Source organism: Streptomyces sp. NPDC001222 (assembly GCF_042896945.1).
Lineage (GTDB): Bacteria > Actinomycetota > Actinomycetes > Streptomycetales > Streptomycetaceae > Streptomyces > Streptomyces gibsoniae.
Genome location: NZ_JBIAXT010000022.1, coordinates 64,195 through 83,699 on the forward strand (window position 1 = coordinate 64,195; position 19,505 = coordinate 83,699).

22 protein-coding genes and 2 pseudogenes are annotated in these 19,505 nt (G+C 68.3%); 13 read left to right on the forward strand and 11 right to left on the reverse strand.

Annotated elements, in window-relative coordinates; translation table 11 throughout:
• Window positions 1-143: 143 nt before the first annotated feature.
• On the reverse strand, window positions 144-968 hold the full coding sequence (locus tag ACFY2Z_RS26510; protein WP_390746597.1) for an HAD family hydrolase: 825 nt from the start codon (window positions 966-968) through the stop codon (window positions 144-146).
• A 652-nt stretch (window positions 969-1,620) separates the two neighbouring features.
• Between ACFY2Z_RS26510 and ssd the strand changes: the two genes are divergently transcribed.
• Both ssd and ACFY2Z_RS26520 read left to right on the forward strand, forming a co-directional pair.
• Entirely contained in the window at window positions 1,621-2,712 is a 1,092-nt protein-coding gene (ssd, locus tag ACFY2Z_RS26515; protein WP_390746598.1) for a septum site-determining protein Ssd, read from the forward strand.
• Between the two features lie 3 nt (window positions 2,713-2,715).
• Window positions 2,716-3,708 (forward strand): annotated as a pseudogene (locus tag ACFY2Z_RS26520) (TadA family conjugal transfer-associated ATPase); the annotation flags it as partial.
• A 97-nt stretch (window positions 3,709-3,805) separates the two neighbouring features.
• Here the strand turns inward: ACFY2Z_RS26520 and ACFY2Z_RS26525 are convergent.
• Window positions 3,806-4,051 carry a GntR family transcriptional regulator gene (locus ACFY2Z_RS26525; RefSeq protein ID WP_390746599.1) on the reverse strand — a complete coding sequence of 82 codons (246 nt, stop codon included), beginning with the start codon at window positions 4,049-4,051 and terminating at the stop codon, window positions 3,806-3,808.
• 146 nt (window positions 4,052-4,197) lie between these two features.
• Here ACFY2Z_RS26525 and ACFY2Z_RS26530 point away from each other — a divergent pair, with 146 nt between their 5' ends.
• On the forward strand, window positions 4,198-4,566 hold the full coding sequence (locus ACFY2Z_RS26530) for a hypothetical protein (protein ID WP_390746600.1): 369 nt from the start codon (window positions 4,198-4,200) through the stop codon (window positions 4,564-4,566).
• On the forward strand, window positions 4,559-4,798 hold the full coding sequence (locus ACFY2Z_RS26535; protein ID WP_390746601.1) for a hypothetical protein: 240 nt from the start codon (window positions 4,559-4,561) through the stop codon (window positions 4,796-4,798). The genes ACFY2Z_RS26530 and ACFY2Z_RS26535 overlap by 8 nt, the downstream gene beginning before the upstream one ends.
• Before the next feature lie 254 nt (window positions 4,799-5,052).
• Here ACFY2Z_RS26535 and ACFY2Z_RS26540 read toward each other — a convergent pair whose 3' ends face one another.
• The 4 genes from ACFY2Z_RS26540 to ACFY2Z_RS26555 all read right to left on the reverse strand — a co-directional run bounded on the left by ACFY2Z_RS26540 (window position 5,053) and on the right by ACFY2Z_RS26555 (window position 6,974).
• Window positions 5,053-5,676, reverse strand: coding sequence for a transfer protein spdA (locus ACFY2Z_RS26540; protein WP_390746602.1), 624 nt, complete (start codon window positions 5,674-5,676; stop codon window positions 5,053-5,055).
• Between the two features lie 113 nt (window positions 5,677-5,789).
• Window positions 5,790-5,963 (reverse strand): hypothetical protein, encoded by a 174-nt coding sequence (locus tag ACFY2Z_RS26545; protein WP_390746603.1) that lies wholly within the window; start codon window positions 5,961-5,963, stop codon window positions 5,790-5,792.
• A gap of 76 nt (window positions 5,964-6,039) precedes the next feature.
• Complete coding sequence (locus tag ACFY2Z_RS26550) at window positions 6,040-6,396, reverse strand: hypothetical protein (protein ID WP_390746604.1); 357 nt, start codon at window positions 6,394-6,396, stop codon at window positions 6,040-6,042.
• 179 nt (window positions 6,397-6,575) lie between these two features.
• The gene (locus ACFY2Z_RS26555) at window positions 6,576-6,974 is read right to left on the reverse strand and encodes an HNH endonuclease (protein WP_390746605.1); all 399 of its coding nucleotides are present in this window, start codon (window positions 6,972-6,974) and stop codon (window positions 6,576-6,578) included.
• Between ACFY2Z_RS26555 and ACFY2Z_RS26560 the strand changes: the two genes are divergently transcribed.
• Window positions 6,934-7,071, forward strand: coding sequence for a hypothetical protein (locus ACFY2Z_RS26560; RefSeq protein WP_390746669.1), 138 nt, complete (start codon window positions 6,934-6,936; stop codon window positions 7,069-7,071). The genes ACFY2Z_RS26555 and ACFY2Z_RS26560 overlap by 41 nt on opposite strands.
• Before the next feature lie 110 nt (window positions 7,072-7,181).
• Here ACFY2Z_RS26560 and ACFY2Z_RS26565 read toward each other — a convergent pair whose 3' ends face one another.
• The 4 genes from ACFY2Z_RS26565 to ACFY2Z_RS26580 all read right to left on the reverse strand — a co-directional run bounded on the left by ACFY2Z_RS26565 (window position 7,182) and on the right by ACFY2Z_RS26580 (window position 12,553).
• Window positions 7,182-8,570 (reverse strand): phage major capsid protein, encoded by a 1,389-nt coding sequence (locus ACFY2Z_RS26565; RefSeq protein ID WP_390746606.1) that lies wholly within the window; start codon window positions 8,568-8,570, stop codon window positions 7,182-7,184.
• Window positions 8,571-9,004: 434 nt separating this feature from the next.
• The gene (locus tag ACFY2Z_RS26570; RefSeq protein ID WP_390746607.1) at window positions 9,005-9,331 is read right to left on the reverse strand and encodes a hypothetical protein; all 327 of its coding nucleotides are present in this window, start codon (window positions 9,329-9,331) and stop codon (window positions 9,005-9,007) included.
• A gap of 754 nt (window positions 9,332-10,085) precedes the next feature.
• A complete protein-coding gene (locus tag ACFY2Z_RS26575) occupies window positions 10,086-10,352 on the reverse strand; it encodes a hypothetical protein (protein ID WP_390746608.1) in 267 nt (88 codons plus the stop codon).
• Window positions 10,353-10,999: 647 nt separating this feature from the next.
• Entirely contained in the window at window positions 11,000-12,553 is a 1,554-nt protein-coding gene (locus tag ACFY2Z_RS26580) for a recombinase family protein (protein WP_390746609.1), read from the reverse strand.
• A 52-nt stretch (window positions 12,554-12,605) separates the two neighbouring features.
• Between ACFY2Z_RS26580 and ACFY2Z_RS26585 the strand changes: the two are divergent.
• From ACFY2Z_RS26585 to ACFY2Z_RS26610, 6 genes and pseudogenes are all read left to right on the forward strand, one after another.
• A pseudogene (locus ACFY2Z_RS26585) lies at window positions 12,606-12,986 on the forward strand (ATPase, T2SS/T4P/T4SS family); the annotation flags it as partial.
• Window positions 12,986-13,843, forward strand: coding sequence for a type II secretion system F family protein (locus ACFY2Z_RS26590; RefSeq protein WP_390746610.1), 858 nt, complete (start codon window positions 12,986-12,988; stop codon window positions 13,841-13,843). The pseudogene ACFY2Z_RS26585 and the gene ACFY2Z_RS26590, both read left to right, overlap by 1 nt.
• Window positions 13,840-14,676, forward strand: coding sequence for a type II secretion system F family protein (locus tag ACFY2Z_RS26595; protein WP_390746611.1), 837 nt, complete (start codon window positions 13,840-13,842; stop codon window positions 14,674-14,676). The genes ACFY2Z_RS26590 and ACFY2Z_RS26595 overlap by 4 nt, the downstream gene beginning before the upstream one ends.
• Window positions 14,677-14,816: 140 nt before the next feature.
• Window positions 14,817-15,035 (forward strand): DUF4244 domain-containing protein, encoded by a 219-nt coding sequence (locus ACFY2Z_RS26600; protein WP_390746612.1) that lies wholly within the window; start codon window positions 14,817-14,819, stop codon window positions 15,033-15,035.
• Between the two features lie 49 nt (window positions 15,036-15,084).
• The gene (locus ACFY2Z_RS26605; RefSeq protein ID WP_390746613.1) at window positions 15,085-15,414 is read left to right on the forward strand and encodes a TadE family type IV pilus minor pilin; all 330 of its coding nucleotides are present in this window, start codon (window positions 15,085-15,087) and stop codon (window positions 15,412-15,414) included.
• Window positions 15,415-15,575: 161 nt separating this feature from the next.
• Window positions 15,576-15,923, forward strand: coding sequence for an Rv3654c family TadE-like protein (locus tag ACFY2Z_RS26610; RefSeq protein ID WP_390746664.1), 348 nt, complete (start codon window positions 15,576-15,578; stop codon window positions 15,921-15,923).
• Here ACFY2Z_RS26610 and ACFY2Z_RS26615 read toward each other — a convergent pair.
• Window positions 15,920-18,424 carry a DEAD/DEAH box helicase gene (locus ACFY2Z_RS26615; RefSeq protein WP_390746614.1) on the reverse strand — a complete coding sequence of 835 codons (2,505 nt, stop codon included), beginning with the start codon at window positions 18,422-18,424 and terminating at the stop codon, window positions 15,920-15,922. The genes ACFY2Z_RS26610 and ACFY2Z_RS26615 overlap by 4 nt on opposite strands.
• Window positions 18,425-18,503: 79 nt before the next feature.
• Between ACFY2Z_RS26615 and bldG the strand changes: the two genes are divergently transcribed.
• A complete protein-coding gene (gene bldG, locus ACFY2Z_RS26620; protein ID WP_010986038.1) occupies window positions 18,504-18,845 on the forward strand; it encodes an anti-sigma factor antagonist BldG in 342 nt (113 codons plus the stop codon).
• Window positions 18,846-18,946: 101 nt separating this feature from the next.
• Window positions 18,947-19,384 (forward strand): ATP-binding protein, encoded by a 438-nt coding sequence (locus tag ACFY2Z_RS26625; RefSeq protein ID WP_390746615.1) that lies wholly within the window; start codon window positions 18,947-18,949, stop codon window positions 19,382-19,384.
• The last annotated feature ends 121 nt before the right edge of the window (window positions 19,385-19,505 follow it).

Below are 19,505 nucleotides of genomic sequence, written 5' to 3' on the forward strand. Positions count from 1 at the left end.
TCGGTTCAAAGAGGTGCAAATCAGGCGGGGGCTCGGGTTACGCGCGCGTGCGGGGGCTCATGTGGCGTCGATAGGGGCTCCGGTGGCCGGCGCGACGGCCGGTGCGGCGGCCGTGCCGGGGCATGCAAGGCCCGTGCCGGGGCTCATATGACCGGCGCGCGGCGTCTGCTCGCGTACCACACGAGCCCCGCAGTGGCCGCCGCCGCACCTATCGCCGCGACCGCGAGGAGGGCCGGACGGGGCGGTACGGCCAGCCGCTGCTTCAGCCGGACCGGGCGGTGGAAGTCCAGGATCGGCCATCCACGCGCGAGTGCCTCGCGCCGCAGGGTCCGGTCCGGGTTCACGGCGTGCGGATGGCCGACCGACTCCAGCATCGGCAGATCGGTCGCGGAGTCGCTGTAGGCGAAGCAGCGCGAGAGGTCGTACCCCTCGGACTCGGCGAGCTCCTTGACCGCCTCTGCTTTCGTCGGGCCGTAGGCGTAGTACTCCACCTCGCCCGTGAAGCAGCCGTCGTCGCCCACGACCATGCGGGTGGCCACGACACGGTCCGCGCCGAGCAGCTCGCCGATCGGTTCGACCACCTCGGCGCCGGACGTGGACACGATCACGACGTCGCGCCCGGCGGTGTGGTGCTCCTCGATGAGGGAGGCCGCCTCGTCGTAGATGATCGGGTCGATCAGTTCGTGGAGCGTCTCGGCGACGATCTCCTTGACCTGCTGGACGTTCCAGCCGCGGCACAGTGCGGACAGGTACTCGCGCATCCGTTCCATCTGGTCGTGGTCGGCACCGCCGATGAGGAACACGAACTGCGTGTACGCGGTCCGCAACGCGGCCCTGCGGTTGATCAGACCGCCTTGGTAGAAGGACTTGCTGAAGGTGAGCGTGCTCGACTTCGCAATGACCGTCTTGTCCAGGTCAAAGAAGGCCGCTGTGCGGGGCAAGGAGTGGTTTTCCACGGGCCAGAGCATAGGGCCCACCATTCGGCGTAAGGTGGGGCGTGTGGGTTTGCCTGAGAGGGCTCTCGGGTACACCATGGAAGTCACGGATCGTTCGCGACCGTGCTAACCCGGTCCGACTCCTCCCCCCCCGAGTCGGCCGTGGGGACGACCCCCGCTCTCCCCCCCGGCGGGGGTCGTCGCATGTCCGGGTGGGTTTTTCCCTTGTGTGGTCCGGCCTCGGGTCGCTGAGCCCGTCTTGTGGCCGCAACCTTGCCGTGGCCCCGTTCGGTCACCGTGTGTAGCCGTTGCGCTGCTCTGTGGAAGCCGTCTCGCCCTCAACCGCTCCCACCCGGCGGGAGTGAAGGCGATATTCACAATCACTGGGTTGTCCACAGTTATTGACCAAGATCCACATTATTTCCGGGATCGCTGCACCGTGATTCCAGCGCGTCCCGCCGACGGCGAGTTCATGGCCGGTTCCGGTTTGCCGTGTGCGTATGGCCGGTTCGTATCGACCGCTCATATGCAAGCCGGTTGCCCGTTCTTCACACGAGTGGGAAGCGCGGGGCCCGGTTGGTGCCCGCAGACCGGACGGAAGAACGCGGAAGCGGCGCGCAGGCAGCGCCGAAGCGGAAGAAGCGCGCAAGGAGCGCGGAACAAGCAGCGAAGGGGGCTGAAGATCGTGAGCGGAGCCATCACACACGACAGGCCGGACGCCGCCGATCAGCGGCGGAGCGGGCCACTGATCGTCACCGAGGACGCCGAACTCCTCGACGATCTGCTCCGCCTGTGCGCGGCGGCGGGCGCCAGACCGGAGGTTCACCCAGGGATCCCGACGCGTCGGGGCGGCTGGGAGGCGGCGCCGCTCGTCATCGTCGGCGACGATGCGGTGCGCCGCGTGCGCGGGGCCGCACGCAGGCGTGGCGTGGTGCTGGTTGGGCGGGATCAGGACGATTCCGGGGTCTGGCGGCGCGCCGTGGAGATCGGCGCCGACCACGTCCTGATGCTGCCCGACGGTGAGCAATGGCTGGTCGACCGCATCGCCGACGTGGCCGAAGGGGCCGGCCGTCCGGCGCTCACCGTCGGCGTGATCGGCGGCCGCGGCGGGGCCGGTGCGTCCACGCTCGCCTGCGCTCTGGCCGTCACCTCCGCACGCGAGGGAAGGCGCACCCTGCTCGTGGACGCGGATCCGCTGGGTGGCGGACTCGACGTACTCCTCGGCGGGGAGACCACGGCGGGGCTGCGCTGGCCGGCGTTCGCCGCCTCCCGGGGACGGGTCGGCGGCGGCGCCCTGGAGGAGTCACTGCCCGAACTGCACGCGCTGCGGCTGCTGAGCTGGGACCGCGGCGACACCGTGTCCGTTCCGCCTCAGGCGGTCCGGGCGGTCCTCGCCGCCGCCCGGCGACGCGGCGGCGCGGTCGTCGTCGACCTTCCGCGCCGCGTGGACGAGGGGGCCGCCGAGGCTCTCGCCCAGGTGGACGTCGGGTTACTGGTGGTCCCTGCCGAGTTACGAGCCGTCGCGGCCGCACGACGGGTGGCGTCGGTCGTCGGCATGGTGCTGGGCGACCTGAGGGTCGCGGTCCGGGGACCCTGTGCACCGGGGCTCGACCACCGCGAGGTGGCGCGGCTGCTCGGACTGCCGTTGCTCGGCGAAGTCCCTCACGAACCACCGTCCCAGGACGGTTCCGTGCCGCCCGGGGGAGCGATGCGGGGGCCGCTCGCCCGGTTCTGTGCGGCGTTCTGGGAGTGTGCGCTGGCCGAGGCGGGTGACTGACCAATGAGTACGAGCTGGGGCGCGACGGCACGGGGCTGGGACGCGAGGGAGCAGGGCCTCGACGCGGGAGCGGAGACGGACCGTGGCGCGGTGCTCGGGTCCCGGGCGGGTCCGGGGGCGGTGCCCGCGCACGGCAGCGATGAACGCACACGGCTGCTGGACGGTGTGCGGCAGTGGCTGGTGGAGAGCGGGGCCGAACCGACTCCCGCGCGCGTGGCCCAGGCCCTGCGCGAACAGGGACGGGTGCTGGGGGACGCGGAGGTGCTGGGCGCGGCCCGGCAGCTGCGTTCCGAACTGGTCGGCAGCGGCCTCCTGGAGCCGTTGCTCGCCGACCCTTCCGTGACCGATGTCCTGGTGTCGGAGCCCGACCGGGTGTGGGTGGACCGGGGTGGCGGACTGGAACTGACGGCGGTGTCCTTCCCGGACGCGGCGGCCGTACGGCGCCTCGCGCAGCGGCTGGCCGCCGTGGCGGGGCGACGTCTCGACGACGCCAGACCGTGGGTCGACGCCCGGCTGCCTGACGGCACCCGGCTGCACGCGGTGCTGCCTCCGGTGGCGGGCGGCTGCACCTGTCTGTCGCTGCGCGTGGTACGGCCACGGGCGTTCACCCTGGCCGAACTGGTGGCGGCCGGGACGGTGCCTCCGGGCGGGGACCGGGTGCTGCGGGCGCTGATCGCCGCCCGGCTCTCCTATGTGATCAGCGGGGGCACCGGATCCGGCAAGACCACACTCCTCAGCGCGCTGCTGGGCGTGGTGGGACCGGCGGAGCGCATCGTGCTGGCCGAGGACTCGGCGGAGCTGCGCCCGGACCACCCGCATGTGGTGCGCCTGGAGGGCCGGCCCGCGAACCAGGAGGGCGTGGGGCTCGTCGAGCTCCAGGACCTGGTGCGGCAGGCACTGCGGATGAGACCCGACCGGCTGGTCGTCGGAGAGGTGCGCGGCCCCGAGGTGGTCTCCCTGCTGGCCGCTCTGAACACGGGGCACGAGGGCGAGTGCCTGCCCTAAGCGTACATGAGAGGGACGGCTCAGCGAAGACGGCCCGACACGTGCAACGCCCCTGGTCAGAGGCCTAGTTGAGGCGCCAGCCGTGCCATCATGAGTCCACTTGCGGCAGCGGGTCAGCGACGAACGTGCCCAACCCGACCTCCCCGCGCGTCCAACCCTGCTCCCGTACGTGCCGCATGGCCTTTGCCGCCGTGGCATTCACTACGCCGAACTCTTGGGCAATCTCCAGCGTGGATGGCACACGGCTGCCCGGCGGATAGGTGCCGTCCTGAATCCGCCGGATGATCTCTGCGGCAATCTGTCGCCACAGCGGGCGGGTGCGGTCAAGCTCCATGCTCCCAACCATGGATGTCTGCGGGTTTCCGCGCATCCGTGGATAACCGCAGATAACTACGGGTACCGTGGAGCCGGACACAAAAGCGCCCCGGCGGGAAGGTGGAAGCTTCCGCACCGGGGCTTACCGACTGGATTGGAGTCGGCATGGTCGAGCCTATCGGCGCCGAGAGGCATGAACGCTTGCGGCGCCTGCCGTGGACTAGCCCGGACGGCAAGACGGAGTACGTAACGCAGGGGGACGGCCTGATCAACCAGATTGCCGACAGCACCGAGGCGCACATCATCAGCATGGCGCGCGAGGATGCCGCCGACGCGCTGGTCATGGTGGAGCGCCCGGAAACCCGTCGCGCCGAACTAGCCACCATCTTGCGGAAGTTGGCCAGCGCCGTGAATGACGTTGCGCACGTGGCGGAGCTGCGCGGCGAACGGCTCGACAACCCGGCGCCAGACTTGGCAGCAAGAGCGTTGACGGCAGCGTTGCGTAAATCGCTCCCAGGGTGGGGACATGAGTGAGCGCACCGCGCTGGAATCGGCCGTCATCTGGCACACGCTGGCCAGCGGCTTGCTGGAAAAGCCCCTCAGCGCGGACGAGGCAAATTACGTGCTGGCGCGAGTAGTTGAGTCACTGGGCGAGGTTTTGCCGCTAGCGATTGCTGCCGTCGGCCACAGCCGGACCGCTGATCTACCGCTGTACAGCGAGGCGGGCCGGGACATTGGCGCAGGGCTCCGCCACATGCGCCCCTAGAAACGCACTGGAGCCCCGTTACCGGCTTCCCATGACGGGAGGCTAGTAACGGGGCTCTGTCACCTCTCAGCGCCAGCCACGCGGCCAGCGCAGCGTTAGCGCCCGTACAACCAGCAGCAAACGCGCTGCGAGGGAAAGCCGCAGGTCAGTGCACTTAAGGGCCTCAGCCGGCGAAAACCCCGAATTTTCAGGTGCCAACGGTGCTCCGGACACAGAAAACCCCGCACCAGCAGAAAGCCAGTGCGGGGTTCATGTCATCCGGCCATTGCCAGATACCGGCGACCAGTCCTCTCGGACACTCCGAAATGCCGGGCGATAGCTGCGCCGGTCACTCGCTGGCCAGCGGCGGACAGAGCGGCCACAGCGGAACGGATGACTTCCGGGGTTGGCCGGTCATTGTCGGCAACGCTCTCGGCAGTGTCCGGCGCGCTGTCTTCAAAGTCCTGCCAGAGGTCATGCGGGAATACCGGCTCCGGAAGGCTCTCAGAGGCCACGTGCGGGCCGTTGACTGCCTCGCTGGGGTTCCCGTCCGCCGGAATGGCCGAACGGCTCTCAGAAGCGCGTACGCGCGGCCGGACATGCATTGCCCAGACGACGAGCGGAGCGGCAATAGCGGCGGCCACGGTTACGGCCATCAGCCAGCGACCGGACAGCGGCAAATGGGCGGCCACGTTGAACGCCACAACGGCCAGGACGGAAACGGCCACGGCCCGGCGCTGGCGAACAGACCAGATCATGAACAGGTCGAGTGCGACGGGAAAGGCTGGCGCTGTCCACCGGCTGAATCCACACTCCAGCGCTAGGGCGTATTCCGCGCTGTAGGAGAGATACATAGCGGCGAGCAGGGCCGACCATTTAAGGATGATATCGGTTTTCATTTTCTTTTCTTTTTCGTGAGATGAAAAGGGCCGGTCGGCTCATCAGCGCAGCGCCGGAGAAACGCTGAGAGCCAACCGGCCAACCGGGGCGAGCCCTCCCCGGAGTCTGTTGGTTATTCGGCCAGCTCCGCCGCGTATCGCTGTGCAGCATCGGCCGTGAGGTATTCGTGCGAGGATTCACCGCTGGCAACAGCGCGGATCATGTCGACTTCCGCCGCTGTGAGCATGTCGTGGGACAGCAGGAACGGAATTCCAAGCTGAGGCAGCAGCGGCAGGGTGTCGGCCATTCCGCCATACGGCAGCACCTCGCGCCACTGCTTCGCTGTCCGCCGGAAAAGAGCGCGGCTCACAGCTCGCTTAGCTTTAGCCACGCTTACCGCCTCCGGAAACCAGCGCGTACGGGCCGCGAGTACCTAGCCGCTGATAGCGGGGAACCCCATCGTCTTCCGGGTCCGGCAACGCCAGCGCAGCGCAGAGCCGGGCGAAAGCAATGCGCATCTGCCTCGCCTCCACTACGGCGGGATTTGGCTTGTTATCCCGCATCACGCCGTTCGCTCGAATGTCCGCCTCCAGCGCGTCAAGCGTGTCGGCGCAGCGGGCAACTTCGAGTAGCTGTCTTTTCTCGAATTCGTTTAGCTCGTAATCCGCATTTACGGATTCCCAAATGATCCGGCCGCTGTCACCGAGAGTAGCGGCGGCATCCGTCGACCCTGTGCGCATATTCACTCGTTTCCTGGCCGGGGAGGCCGTTTCGCTCGTTTCACGAGTTAGTTTGTGTCTCTGGCTATGGGGGCCGGGTCCGGGTGGTTAGCGCGCCTAAAGATTGACCCCGCCCCCCTGCCTCGCATACATATGCAGAATTCGCCGTAAGCCCCACGGCTATTCACTACGCTGGGTAATCACAGCACTGAGAAACCGTCCGGCCGTGACCCTCTGCGGCTGTTGCAACTCCGGCACAGCACCCTGAGATTGTTCCGCCTATTCGACCCACCGGCGGCCAGCGGAATGATGTGGTCGGCGGTGAGATCCTGCGCGCTGTGCGCCGGTCCTCCCCACCCTGGGCACCAGTCTCCGTACTTGGCTCGGTGCTCTGCCAGCACTGCCGCTCTGGCTTTGCGGTAGGCACTGTCATAGCCTCGCTGGCTGGCGCTGCCTCGCACCGCATCACGCTGCCGCTGCCATTCCTGATGGTGCACATCACAGCGGCTCGCATTAGTGGTCAGGCGGCCACAGCGCAGGCACGGGCGCCTAATCGCCATGGGCACCAGCCTCGCTATCGGCAGCGTGCGAATTCGCATGCAGCCTGAAAAGCGCCTTGAACGCGCCCAGCACTGCCCGGCGCTCGTCGGGGTCACGTGGCACAACAACGGCGCGCTCAATGGTCCGCAGCGCTGAGATAGCGGCAAGGTGGTTATCCATCGGATTCCCTTCGGAAAGAAGGGCGGCCCACCACACTGCGGTATCTCGCTGCGTGATGGGCCACCAATTCATGTGCGCGCTAGCGCTTAGAGCGTGGTGCTCATTCCGGTGCCGGAGAGGATGCTGATAGCGCCCGGGTAACGGCCAGCCTGGAAGCTGATGTACTCATAGGTGCGGGCGAACAGCGAAAGCTGCTGCGCATAGGTCTGCGGGAAAACCTCAAACTTCGGAGTCGACTCCCACAGGAATACATCCTCGCTGCGCATCACAATGGCGCGATCCTCATTGGTTCCCGCACCGAGGTTGGTCGGTATGTTGCTGTCAACGTAGACATCCAGGCCACAGAAGCGGCCAATAGGACCCTCAGTCGCAAGCTTCGGAGCGAGCACGCCCATGGAATTCGTCGGGCCGTTGTCAGCGGGCACCAGCAGCGGACGGCCGGTCGAATCCTGCTGAGCCATAAGCCAGACAGCGCGACGCGGAGCCAGGATCAGAACATCCGGCGCCTCGAAACGGGATGCGAAAACCTGCCCAATGGCCTTGAGAATGGCCTGCTGAAATGCCTTGCCATCAGTGCCGGTAAAGGACACGGAACCGGTACCGGCCAGCGTCAGAATGCCCGTAGCGTTACCGCCGGAGCCGCTACCGCTGAGCACCTGAGTGTCAATCTTGACAGCAAGGTCCGCAGCAAGATCGCCCAGGATCACAGTGTCGATATTCAGCGGAGACTGCTCGGCGAGCTGGAGCGAAACAGTCTGGCCACCCGCCACGGTCAGCACGTTGGAGCTGATTGACGTAGTGGTCATGTCCGTCTGCTGAATTCCGGTGTTCTGCGTTGCCTGAAGAGCCGTCGCCGTACCGGTGCTCACCTTGGGGATATTGAGAACGTCGGTCCCCGGCGGCAGCGCAGAATTCTGGACGACATCGGCCGTTACGCGCCTCGGGCGAGCCAGCCGCACGAAATCCTTCTCCATCCACATGGGCGGCACAAACTCACCGGCATTGCCGTTCGTGGTGGACAGCGCGCGGCCTTCCTGGCGCCGGACATCGGCCACCTGCCGCGCATTACGGTCGAGGCGCTCCCGCGCTTCCGGGCTGTTGTTCTTGCTCACCGCGTAGGCATCGAGGAAGAAACTCGCTTCCTTGCTGTCCTTGCGGTAAACGGCGGGCTCAGAGGTGATGCGGGCGGAAGCAGTAGGCATGGATGCTCCAGAGTTGTTGTTACGGGCGGCGGCACCAGGTGCGTAGCGAAGCGCCATAGGGGCGTCGGCATCGTTCATGCGCTGCTGCTCTTCAAGCTCTTCAGCGCGCGCACCGTGAGCCTTGGCGTCAGCCTCCAGCTCGTCGAATCGCTGGCGCTCAGCATCGGTAAGGGAACGATTTTCACGCTGGCTGCGGGAAATCAGCGCATCCATGGCGGCAATTGCATCCGCCTTTCTGGCGCGCTGGTCAGCGATCATCTCGCGCTTTTTCAATGGGGTCTCTTTTCCGGAAATGAGCCGGTACGCCTCACGGCCAGCGGCAGTGTGTGAATTCGCACGGTGCGGCTACGCAATGCGGCGCCGTAGTTCACGCTCATAAGCGGCACGGCACGGCTTACAGCGGTAGTGGTACTGCCGCTCTCGTTGCTTCCGGCGCGCTGGGGTGAACTGGCTTACGTGGAGCCAGCGTTCACAGGCAGAACAGCGCAGGAGTGGCCAACTAGGCAGCGGGTCGAAATTCGAGGACTCAATCTCCGCTCGCGCTGCCCTGTGCTCAGCAGGCGTAACGCCGTTCAGCTTGTCCACCAGCGTGCGGGCGTCATCGCGCGAAAGGCCACGGCGCATAAGCGCGTCTGCAATGTCGCTCTTAGCCTCTTCACTGCGCCTGTGCATGGCGTGCGTGCAAGTCTCAAGAGTGGTTATCGGATTCACCCCCCTGCGACCGGTCGCTTTGCGCGGTATTCGAGAACAGCCCCGCCTAGGCGCCGCTCCATAGCCAGCCGTCGCAGCCCCGTTCCGCTGTCGACAGTGGCAAGCGCCAGATCCAACAGCGGGTGCGGAGTGCCATCCGGCATAACCGGGCCCCCGTCGCTGTCGATTTGATCGAGCATGGCGAGGGCGTATCGCGTCAGTCGCTTGCGCAGCGTCTCGCTGTATTCCTGCGCTTCAGCAGTAGGCGCACCGGGATTCGAATTTCCGGCCAGATCCGCCGGCTGAGGGTGATTACGGCGCTCAATTTCTTCTTCTTTTGGCATGAATGCTCTTTATTCTGTGTTGCTCGACATTGGAGCTGAATAAAAGAAATGCCCGGTGCTGGACTCCCCACTTGGCGGCAACCTGGGGAATCCTGCACCGGGCAAGATCAATGGTGCGAGGGTTGCCGTTCTCGCTGTTGGGTGGGCAGTGCTCTAGCCCTGGGAAATGGAAGCCTTTAGGCGTCTCTCCCAGGGCGAGCGGTGCGCACCCTCATATGTAGAGGGGCCCAAGTGCTCCGCGCAGTGTGCGTTTTTGGGCCCTAGTTCGTGCATCGCTGAAATGCTTTGCCCAAGGATTACTATTCCATTACTGAATAGGGAAAGTGGCACCGGCCAGCGGCTAGGGGAGTGGGCGCCGAAAGCCGTAGGCGGCTCTGTAAGCGGCTCTGAGAGGCTGGCCGGAGGGATTCACCAGGGAGGCCGCGAGAGGGGCACTCAATGACCTTTAGGCCGGGCAGGATGCCGTGCGCTGGCTGGCTGGTCCGCTGGCGTGCTCCACAGCGCGAGAGGGCGCCCGGTGGTGGACCGGTGGTGCAGTGGCGTTTGTGGTCCTCAATCCGTTAAGACGCTAGGTTTCTATATGTCTTATTGGATTACACACAACAAACACCACTCTATAGCTAGAACACCACCCCACGCTGTCTGAGCTGGGCAAACATAAAGGTGTCTGACGAGGTGTCAGACAGTGGTTTCGTGGACTTGCAATTTCCCCGGCTTTTATTCCACGGGAGGCTCGCGCCCCTTGCGCTGTCCCTCAGTGGCGCCGGAGATAGGCAGCGCGGAAGCGGCAAGCATCGCTGCAATACTTCGCCGGTCGGCCTGTCGCGCTGGTTACTACCGTCTGCGAGCAGTCCGAATTTCCGCAGTCGCGGCCCTTAACCTGGCCGCTGACCAGCACCTTTATCTGCAAGATCGTGTCCCACAGCTCTGTGACGCTGTCGTCCTTAGAGAGCAGCGCCCAAGACATTGTCTCGGCCTGGTCCAGGAGGCGGTTAATTTCAATGGCGGTTGCCCGGTCCATGACAGGGTCCTTTCTTGCGGTTTTTCTGCGCTGTCGCGTTCACGAAAGGTGGTCCACGTAGAGCCGTGTGATTCCACGTTGTGCCGTGTGATCCCACACCGGTCCGTGTAATTCCACGCTTGAGGCGTGTACTCCACGCCATTCCGTGCACATCTGTAGAGGGTCACAAACGCTCCCTCGGATTAACGTGGAGAGCCGCGAGTTGCGGGCCATGCAAAAAGGGCCCTTCCTGGGGTGTCCCAGAAAGAGCCCTAAGAGGTTGGCTATGCCGCAGCGAGCCGCACACCTCGCCGCTGTCGGTTTGTCTCGCGCCGGTCAATCTCGCGCGCCATGTTGCGAGCAATCCGCATCGGATCATGAACGGTCGGCTTGCCATCAATCGCAGCGTCAAGAATCCGGACCAGCGTCCGCAGTGCGTTCAAGTCGTTAGCACCCATCGTCTCTCCCTCGCTGGTTGGTGCCGTACGACTCTGAGGGGACACAGACGCTCCCTGGTGCGCTGAAGCGCTGTGCGGCCGTCTGAGGGCGCAGGAAGCCCCGGACGGCGGCCAAGGTCCATCCGGGGCTGTAAGGGGGCTCAGTGGGGCGCAGAGGGCATGGGAAAGCCCCGCCGGGCCCGGAGGACCCAACGGGGCTGAGAGGGGCGCCTAGTCGAGTAGGCCGCTCACTTCCATTGCTACGCCAGCAAGCGCACCTGCCGCCGGGTCATCGCGCCACCACGCCGGACCCTCGAATTCAACGGATATCCGTGATGGGTCGAATCGCTTAGGGGCGCCGGGAGTTGCCGGACGCACCACCACGCGCGTTCCCAAGTCGGCCAGCAAGCCCCGCCGCCCTTCCTCGTCGCGCCGCTCCCATTCGTCGGCCACGGTGCCGCCAGCGTCCACCCAACGGCCTTTAGCGTGTGCGGATTCCTCCTGTAGTTCTGCCTGTCGCTTTTCCAGCGCCGTGAGTTGGCCGATGACCGCCCGTGCCGCAGTGCCGTTCGGGGTGAGACCCGCGAGGTTTCCCGCCAGCCGTTCAATCTGCTCCGTTACTTCGGAGAGTTGGAGTACCGCGCTGCCGTCCGGCTCAGCCCAGCGCATAAGTGCCAGGCTGCCAAACCGCTTCAAATAGTCGGCGGTCACCAACTCTTCGAGATTCCGGGCAATGATGACGTTCGGCCGGTGAATTCCCCGCTTGCCCACACCCGCTCGACAGACATACGTGGAGTAATCCTTGCCCTTCACCTCTCGCCGCTGCCGGTACAGGGGCCCGTCGCACTCCGAGCAACGAGCAATGTGCAGCAGCACCGCCTTACCCGTGCGATCACTGCCACGCCCCCTGGCCTTACCGTCGAGAATGGCGCGCACAGCGGACCAGGTTTCAGCGCTGAGAATTTCCGGTCCCGCTGAGACCGGCTTGCCCTCAGCATCCAATACCGGCTGGTTCGTGATGGCGCCACGCTTTGTACCGGGCACGGATTGAACGAGCCATCCCCGGACAGCGGGCGTATACAGCACATCCCGCAGTGTGGTGGAGTGCCATTGCTTGCTGCCGCGCAGCTTACGTCCCGCGCGTTGCCGGGCATGCTCCGCCGGGGGCAGGATTCCGCGCGCAGTAAGGTCGCGGGCAAGTCCAGTCAGCGACGCGCCGTGATTGATGAGCTTGTCTGCGCAATCGCGGATGATCGCTGCCGCTGACTCGTCGATTACCCAGCGCTTGTCGTTCACGGGTCCGCTTACGGCGTAGCCATATGGCGCCAGTCCGCCCAAGTGGTTTCCGCGAGTGCGAAAGTGTTCCTTGCTCGCCGTGATGCGGGCCTTAATCATGTCTCGCTCGTACTCAGCGAACGAGGCAAGAACGTTGACGATAAGCCGGGACGTTTGCGGAGCTAGAACACCATCGGCCGTGACGATCGTGGTTTGCGTGCTCTCCGCAGTCTTCAGCAGCCGCTGAAACTCCAGGACGCTGCGAGCGTATCGGTCCAGCTTTGCGGCGAGGACATAATCAGCGCGCGGAAGCCAGGAAAGAACCTCGCGCATTCCGGGCCGGTCTTCGAGTCGGCTTGCTCCGCTGACGTTTGTGTCCGTGGCGACGTGCACCACTTCCCACCCCTGCGATTCGGCGTATGCCTTACAGGCGGCAATTCGGTGGTCCGGGGCTTCCTCGGCGAACAGGCGGGAGAGTCGGTCGTAGATGACGACGGTTGGTTTCCTCATGGTTATCCCTGGGGCGCAGACGCTCCCTCACCCTGTGGAGGGTTAGGAGAGGCACCCGGGCGGCTGCGGGACGCTCCACGCGAACGCGGCGGCGCAGGTGCCCGCTCGGCTGGAGGCGCTCGGCACCGCCGCGGGCCTGGACCGGGCCGCGCTGCACAGCCAGCTGGCGGCCGCCCTGTCGGTGGTCCTCCACCTCGTGCGCGACCGGACGGGACGCCGTCGGATCGCGGAGGTGCATGTGCTGGAGCGGGACGCGTCGGGGCTGGTGGTGACGGTGCCGGCGTTGCGGTGGGGACCGGAGGCGTTCATGCCCGAGCGCGGGTGGGGGCGGCTGCGGGAGCTGCTGCGGAACGGGAGCGACGGAAGTGGCGCAGGCGATCCGGGCGAGGAAAGCGATCAAGGCGATGAGGGTGACGGGAGTGCGTGGTTGTGATGGGGATCGGTCAGATGTCGGTCGGTGCGGGACTGGTGTGTGCCGGCGCGGCGGCCTGGATGATGAGGCGCCCGAACACGGGGGCGCATCGCGCCCGGCTGCTGTTCGCGGGCGGTGGCGCGGCGGCGGGGGTGGGCCCGCCGCTCTGGAAGCGGTTCCTCGGCCGGGTGCGGAGACTGACGGCCGAATGGTGGGCGCTTGCCGTGGGGGCGCTCGTCGGGGTGCTCGGCGCGTCCGTGCTGCCTCTGCTGCTGGGGGCCGTGGGCGTGCCCGTCCTGCGCAGGGTGCGGCTGGCGCGGGAGGCGCGACGGGTGCGGGACGGCCGCGGGGAGGCCGTGATCGCGCTCTGCGCGTCGCTCGCCGGGGAGGTGCGCGCGGGGTGCCAGCCGGGTGAGGCGCTGTTGCGGGCCGCGCGCGACTCGGGCGGGCTCGGCGAGGCCCACGCGGCCGTGCTGGCGGCGGCCCGGTTCGGTGGGGATGTGCCGGGTGCGCTCGCGGTCGCGGCACGGCAGCCGGGGGCCGACGGCTTGTCGGGGCTCGCGGCCTGCTGGCGGGTGGCCGTGGACCGGGGTGCCGGCCTGGCGGCCGGACTCGACCGGCTGGAGGCGGCCCTGCGCGCCGAACGCAATCAACGTGCTGATCTCCACGCTCAGTTGGCGGGCGCCCGGTCGACGGTGGTCCTGCTCGCGGGGCTGCCGGTCCTCGGCCTGCTGCTGGGCACCGCACTGGGTGCCCACCCGCTGCACGTGCTGTTGCACACCGGAGCCGGACTGGCCTGTCTCGTGACCGGCGGCGTGCTGGAGGGCGCGGGGATGTGGTGGGCGCTGCGGATCGTGCGTGGGGCGGAGGCGGCATGAGCACCGGAGTTGTCCACAGGCTGTGGGCGCTGTGTGGAGTCCCGGCGCTGGGGTGGTCGGTGTGGCTCCTCGCCGCCACGCGACACGAGCGGAGGGCGCGGCGACGGCTGGCTGCGCTGCTGGCCCGGGACGACGCATCCGTGGAGCCGGAGAAGCGAAGAGGACGGGCGCGCGGCGCACCCCCTGAACGGCGGGGCATCGGGCTGCGGCTGCTGCGGGGCGCCCCGCGACGGTGGCTGCCGGCCCTGGGCGCGTTGTGCGCCGGCTGGCTGCTCGTCGGAGGGCTGGGCGGGGCGGCGCTCGGACTGGTCACCGGAGTGGGCGTCGTGCGCTGGCGAGCCAGGCAGGAGCGCGACCGTCTCGCCCAGGACTACGACACCGGCGTGGCGGCCCGCCAACTGCCGCTGGCAGCCGATCTGCTGGCGGCGTGCATCGCGGCCGGTGCGGGCCCCGTGGCGGCCGCTCAGGCCGTGGGCCAGGCGCTGCGGGGGCCGGTCGGGGAGCGGCTGGAGCGGGGTGCGGCCGAGATGCGGCTGGGTGGTGAACCGGCCGACGCCTGGCGGCGGCTCGCCTCCCTCCCCGGTGCCGCGGCACTGGCCCGACTCCTGGAACGGGCGGGGGACTCCGGCCTGCCGGCGGCCGCGTCGGTCGGGCGCCTGGCCACGGAGGCCCGCGCCGAGTGGGGCCGTACCGCGACGGCTCGTGCGCGCCGGGCGGGCGTCCTGGTCACCGCCCCGGTGGGGCTGTGCTTCCTGCCCGCCTTCATCGCGGTCGGGGTGCTGCCCGTGGTGATCGGGCTCGCAGGCGGGCTCCTGGGAGGAGGTGGCCGCTGACGAGGGGGGCTATGCCGGCGGAGAGCGGCGGGTGGGTGGGTGGAGAGCTGAGAGCGGTGCGTGGCGATCGTACGGAGTCGCACGGCTCGATCGAACGGATCAACGGAACGACAACGGCTGAGCAACCGACGGGGGTTGGCATGAGCAAGGTGGTACGGGTACGGGCTCGGATGCGTGCGCTGGTGCGCCGGGTACGGCCGGCGGTGCGCGGGGATGCGGGCATGGTCACGTCCGAGTACGCGGTGGGGATCATCGCCGCGGTGGCCTTCGCGGCGGTTCTCTACAAGGTGCTGACGAGCGGGCAGGTCAGCTCGGAGCTGCAGGACATCGTGAAGCGGGCGCTCAGTGTCCGGATGTGACGGGTCGCCGGTGTGCCGGGGAGGAGGCCGCCGTCAGGACCGAGGATTCGTGACGGCGGAGACGGCGGTCGTCCTCCCCGCCCTGGTTCTCTTCGCGACGGCCCTTCTGTGGGCCCTGCTGGCCGCGTCCGCGGAGATCGAGTGCGTGGACGCGGCTCGGGCCGGGGCCCGGGCCGCGGCCCGGCAGGAGCCCGCCGACGTGGTGCGGAGAGTGGCTCGACAGGCCGCGCCGGACGGAGCCGGAGTCACGGTGAGCCGGGAGGGCGACACGGTGCACGTGTTGGTCGTCGCCCACCCGCCGGGCCCGAGGGCCCTGACGCTCGAACTGCGCCACGAAGCCGTGGCGTCGGCGGAGGAGACCGTGGGGGTGAATCGGTGAGCCGCCTCGGTGACCGCCGGTTCGGCGGCGCTCGCTCCCTGTCCGGGCTGCTCGCCGTACTGAACGCCCATGCGGAGAGCGTCCGAAGGGCGCGCTCGGCGGATGTCCCCTCGGACCGCGGTTCCGGCACTTCGGACCGCGGTTCGGCGACCGTCTGGGCCGTGTGTCTGACCGGCGCCCTCTGTGCCGTCTTCGGCGTACTGCTGGCGCAGGGGGAGGCCGTGCTGGTCCGCCATCGTGCGGCCGCCGCGGCCGACCTGGCCGCGCTGGCGGCCGCCGACCACTGGACGGAGGGAGATGAGGCGGCATGTACCAGGGCAGGTCGCGTGGCGGGAACCCAGGGGGGTCGACTCGTGCGGTGTGTCGTCGCGGGGGAGGTCTCCGATGTCACGGTGGCATCGGTCTCGGGTCCCTTCACCGCCGAGGTGAGGGCGAGGGCGGGACCGGCGGAAGCGGCGGTGCCGGATGGGCTCCCGGGACCACCGGCAGCCCCGTCGCGACCGTCCTAGGCCCGGGCCTCGCCCTCCGCCTTCGCCGGAGCTTCCGCCTCGCCCTCCGTCTCCTGCGGCGCCCCCCGCAGCAGCACCGTGAGGAGGCGCACGGCGCCCCTCTTGTGCAGCGGGTCGTTGCCGTTGCCGCACTTGGGGGACTGGATGCAGGACGGGCAGCCGGCCTCGCACTCGCAGGACGCGATGGCCTGGCGGGTGGCGGTCAGCCAGGAGCGGGCCGTGCGGAAGGCCCGCTCCGCGAAGCCCGCGCCGCCCGGGTGTCCGTCGTACACGAACACCGTGGGCAGCAGGGTGTCCGGATGGAGAGGGACGGACACACCCCCGATGTCCCAGCGGTCGCAGGTGGCGAAGAGCGGGAGCATGCCGATCGAGGCGTGTTCGGCGGCGTGCAGGGCCCCGCCGAGGATCTCCGGGCTGATCCGGGCCTCGTCCAGCTGGTCCTCGGTGACCGTCCACCACACGGCGCGGGTGCGCAGCGTACGAGGAGGGAGGTCGAGTTTCGTCTCGCCCAGCACCTCGCCGGTGATGAGACGTCGGCGCAGGAAGGAGACGACCTGGTTGGTGACCTCGACGGAGCCGTAGCAGAGCCGGCCCTCGCCCCAGGGGACCTCGAGGTCCGTCTCCAGGACGGAGATGGCCGTCGTGTCGCGGGCGACCGTCGAATACGGCGGGTTGGCCTCCTCGACCAGGGCGACGGAGTCCTCCAGCTCGAGTGACCGCACCAGATAGGTCCGGCCCTGGTGCAGATGGACGGCGCCCTCGTGCACCGTGGTGTGCGCAGCGCCCGCGTCGACCGTGCCGAGCAGCCGCCCGGTGCCGGCCTCGACGACCTGGATCGGACGCCCGCCCTCCCCGCGGATGTCCGCGAGGTCGGCGGCCCGCTCCCGGCGTGTCCAGTGCCAGGCCTTCGTGCGGCGGCGCAGCAGTTTCGCCGCCTCCAGCTGCGGCAGCAGCTCGGCGCACGCGGGGCCGAACAGCTCCAGGTCCTCCTCCGTCAGCGGGGACTCGGCGGCCGCCGCGCACAGGTGCGGGGCCAGGACGTACGGGTTGTCCGGGTCGAGGACCGTGGACTCCACCGGCTGGTCGAAGAGGGCCTCGGGATGGTGGACGAGGAACGTGTCCAGCGGGTCGTCCCGGGCGACGAGGACCGCGAGGGCGCCCTGGCCGGATCGGCCGGCACGGCCCGCCTGCTGCCACAGGGACGCCCGCGTCCCCGGGTAGCCGGCGATGAGGACGGCGTCCAGGCCGGAGATGTCGACACCGAGTTCGAGAGCGGTGGTGGCGGCGAGGCCGAGGAGCTCTCCGGAGTGGAGGGCGCGCTCGAGGGCGCGGCGTTCCTCCGGAAGGTAGCCACCGCGGTATGCGGCCACGCGCCGGGCCAGGGAGCGGTCCACCTCGGCCAGACGCTCCTGCGTGATCACCGAGATCAGTTCGGCGCCGCGGCGGGAGCGGACGAAGGCGACCGAGCGCACGCCCTGCACGGTCAGGTCGGTCAGCAGATCGGCCGTCTCGGCGGTCGCGGTACGCCGAACGGGTGCACCTTTCTCGCCGTGGAGCTCGGTCAGCGGGGGCTCCCAGAGGGCGAAGACCAGCTCGCCGCGCGGGGAGGCGTCGTCCGCGACCTCGACGACCGGGAGGCCGGTGAGGCGGCGGGCGGCCACCGAGGGCTCGGCGGCGGTCGCGGAGGCCAGCAGGAACACGGGGGAGGAGCCGTAGCGGGCGCACAGGCGGCGCAGGCGGCGCAGGACCTGGGCGACATGGGAGCCGAAGACGCCGCGATAGGTGTGGCACTCGTCGATGACGACGTACTTCAGGGCACGCAGGAAGGAGGACCAACGCGGATGCGAGGGCAATATGCCGCGGTGCAGCATGTCGGGATTGGTGAGGACGTAGTTGGCGTACTGACGCACCCATTCGCGTTCCTCGGGGGGCGTGTCGCCGTCGTACACCGCGGGGCGGACCGCCGTGCCCAGAGGTTGTGAAAGTTCCTTCACGGACCGGCACTGATCTGCCGCGAGAGCTTTGGTGGGGGCCAGATAGAGGGCGGTCGCGCCCCGCCCGTTCGGGGCCTCGGCGCCGTCCAGCAGACAGGACAGCACCGGGACGAGGTAGGCGAGCGACTTGCCCGACGCGGTGCCCGTGGCGACGACCACCGAATCGCCGTCCAGGGCGTGCTCGGCGGCGAGCATCTGGTGGGCCCAGGGGTGCTCGATGCCCGCGTCCCGCACGGCTGCGACCACCTCCGTGCGGATCCGGTCCGGCCAGACGGCATGGCGGCCCTCTCGCGGGGGCAAGTGCTCCGTATGAGTGATGCGCGAAGCCCGGCTCGGCCCCGAGGCGAGCCGGTCCAGCACCGTGGCCGGCGCGAGGCGGGACACGGGGTCTGTCGGGGGTCGATCGGATCGGTGATTCTTGGCCATCGGCACCGAGTGTGTCACTGGCGTGACGGACAATGGGCCCAAGGCGTCGTGCACGCCTGCCGGTAAGTGATTGAATGCCATCGCGGCTGGCGAACCGTCCTGGGGCTCTGCCGAGGTGTCCCGTGGGGCGACCGCTCGATAGCAAGGTGCTGGAGGATCCGTGGACCTGTCCCTGTCGACCCGTACCGTCGGCGATCGTACGGTCGTCGAGGTCGGTGGCGAAATCGACGTATATACCGCGCCCAAGCTGCGCGAGCAGCTGGTCGAGCTGGTGAACGACGGGAATTTCCACCTCGTCGTCGACATGGAGGGCGTCGACTTCCTCGACTCCACCGGGCTCGGCGTGCTGGTGGGCGGCTTGAAGCGTGTGCGGGCCCATGAGGGCTCCCTGCGCCTGGTGTGCAACCAGGAGCGCATTCTCAAGATCTTCCGCATCACCGGTCTCACCAAGGTGTTCCCGATCCACACCTCGGTCGAGGAAGCGGTAGCGGCCACCGACTGACCCGCTTCCGGGCCGCAGCCCGGACGGCTGAAGCAAGAGCGGGGGACCGGGCCCTGTTGGCCCGGCCCCCTGATCGCACGCCCGAGTTCCGAGGGGGATGCATGGCCACCGTTGAACTCCGCTTCAGCGCGCTGCCCGAGCACGTCAGGACCGCCCGTCTGGTGGCGGCAGCGGTGGCGCGCAGGGCCGGAGTGGAGGAGGCCGTACTCGACGAGGTCAGGCTCGCCGTCGGCGAGGCCTGCACCCGGGCCGTCGGACTGCACCAGAGCAACGGCGTCTCGGCGCCGGTGCGGGTGCTGCTGACCGAGGAGGAGAAGCAGTTCTCCATCGAGGTCGGTGACGAGGCGCCCCACCTGGTGCCCGGCGACAAGGCGTCCGGCGGGTCCGGTGCCGTCGACGACGCCGAGGCCGAGGAGGACGAGATGGGCCTCGCGGTCATCAGCGGCCTCGTGGACGACGTCGAGGTCTCCACCGGGGAGAACGGCGGACTGATCAGGATGAGCTGGCCGACCACGCCGCCCGCCACGCTCCCGGCCTGACAGGTCTCGCACGTCTCCCTCTTCCCGTAGCAGTCGTTACGTTTCAAGGGCCCTGCCGTGTGCAGGGCCCTTGTTTTTGTACAGTCGCGCCCGCCATTCGTGAATTCCTTCACGATCAATC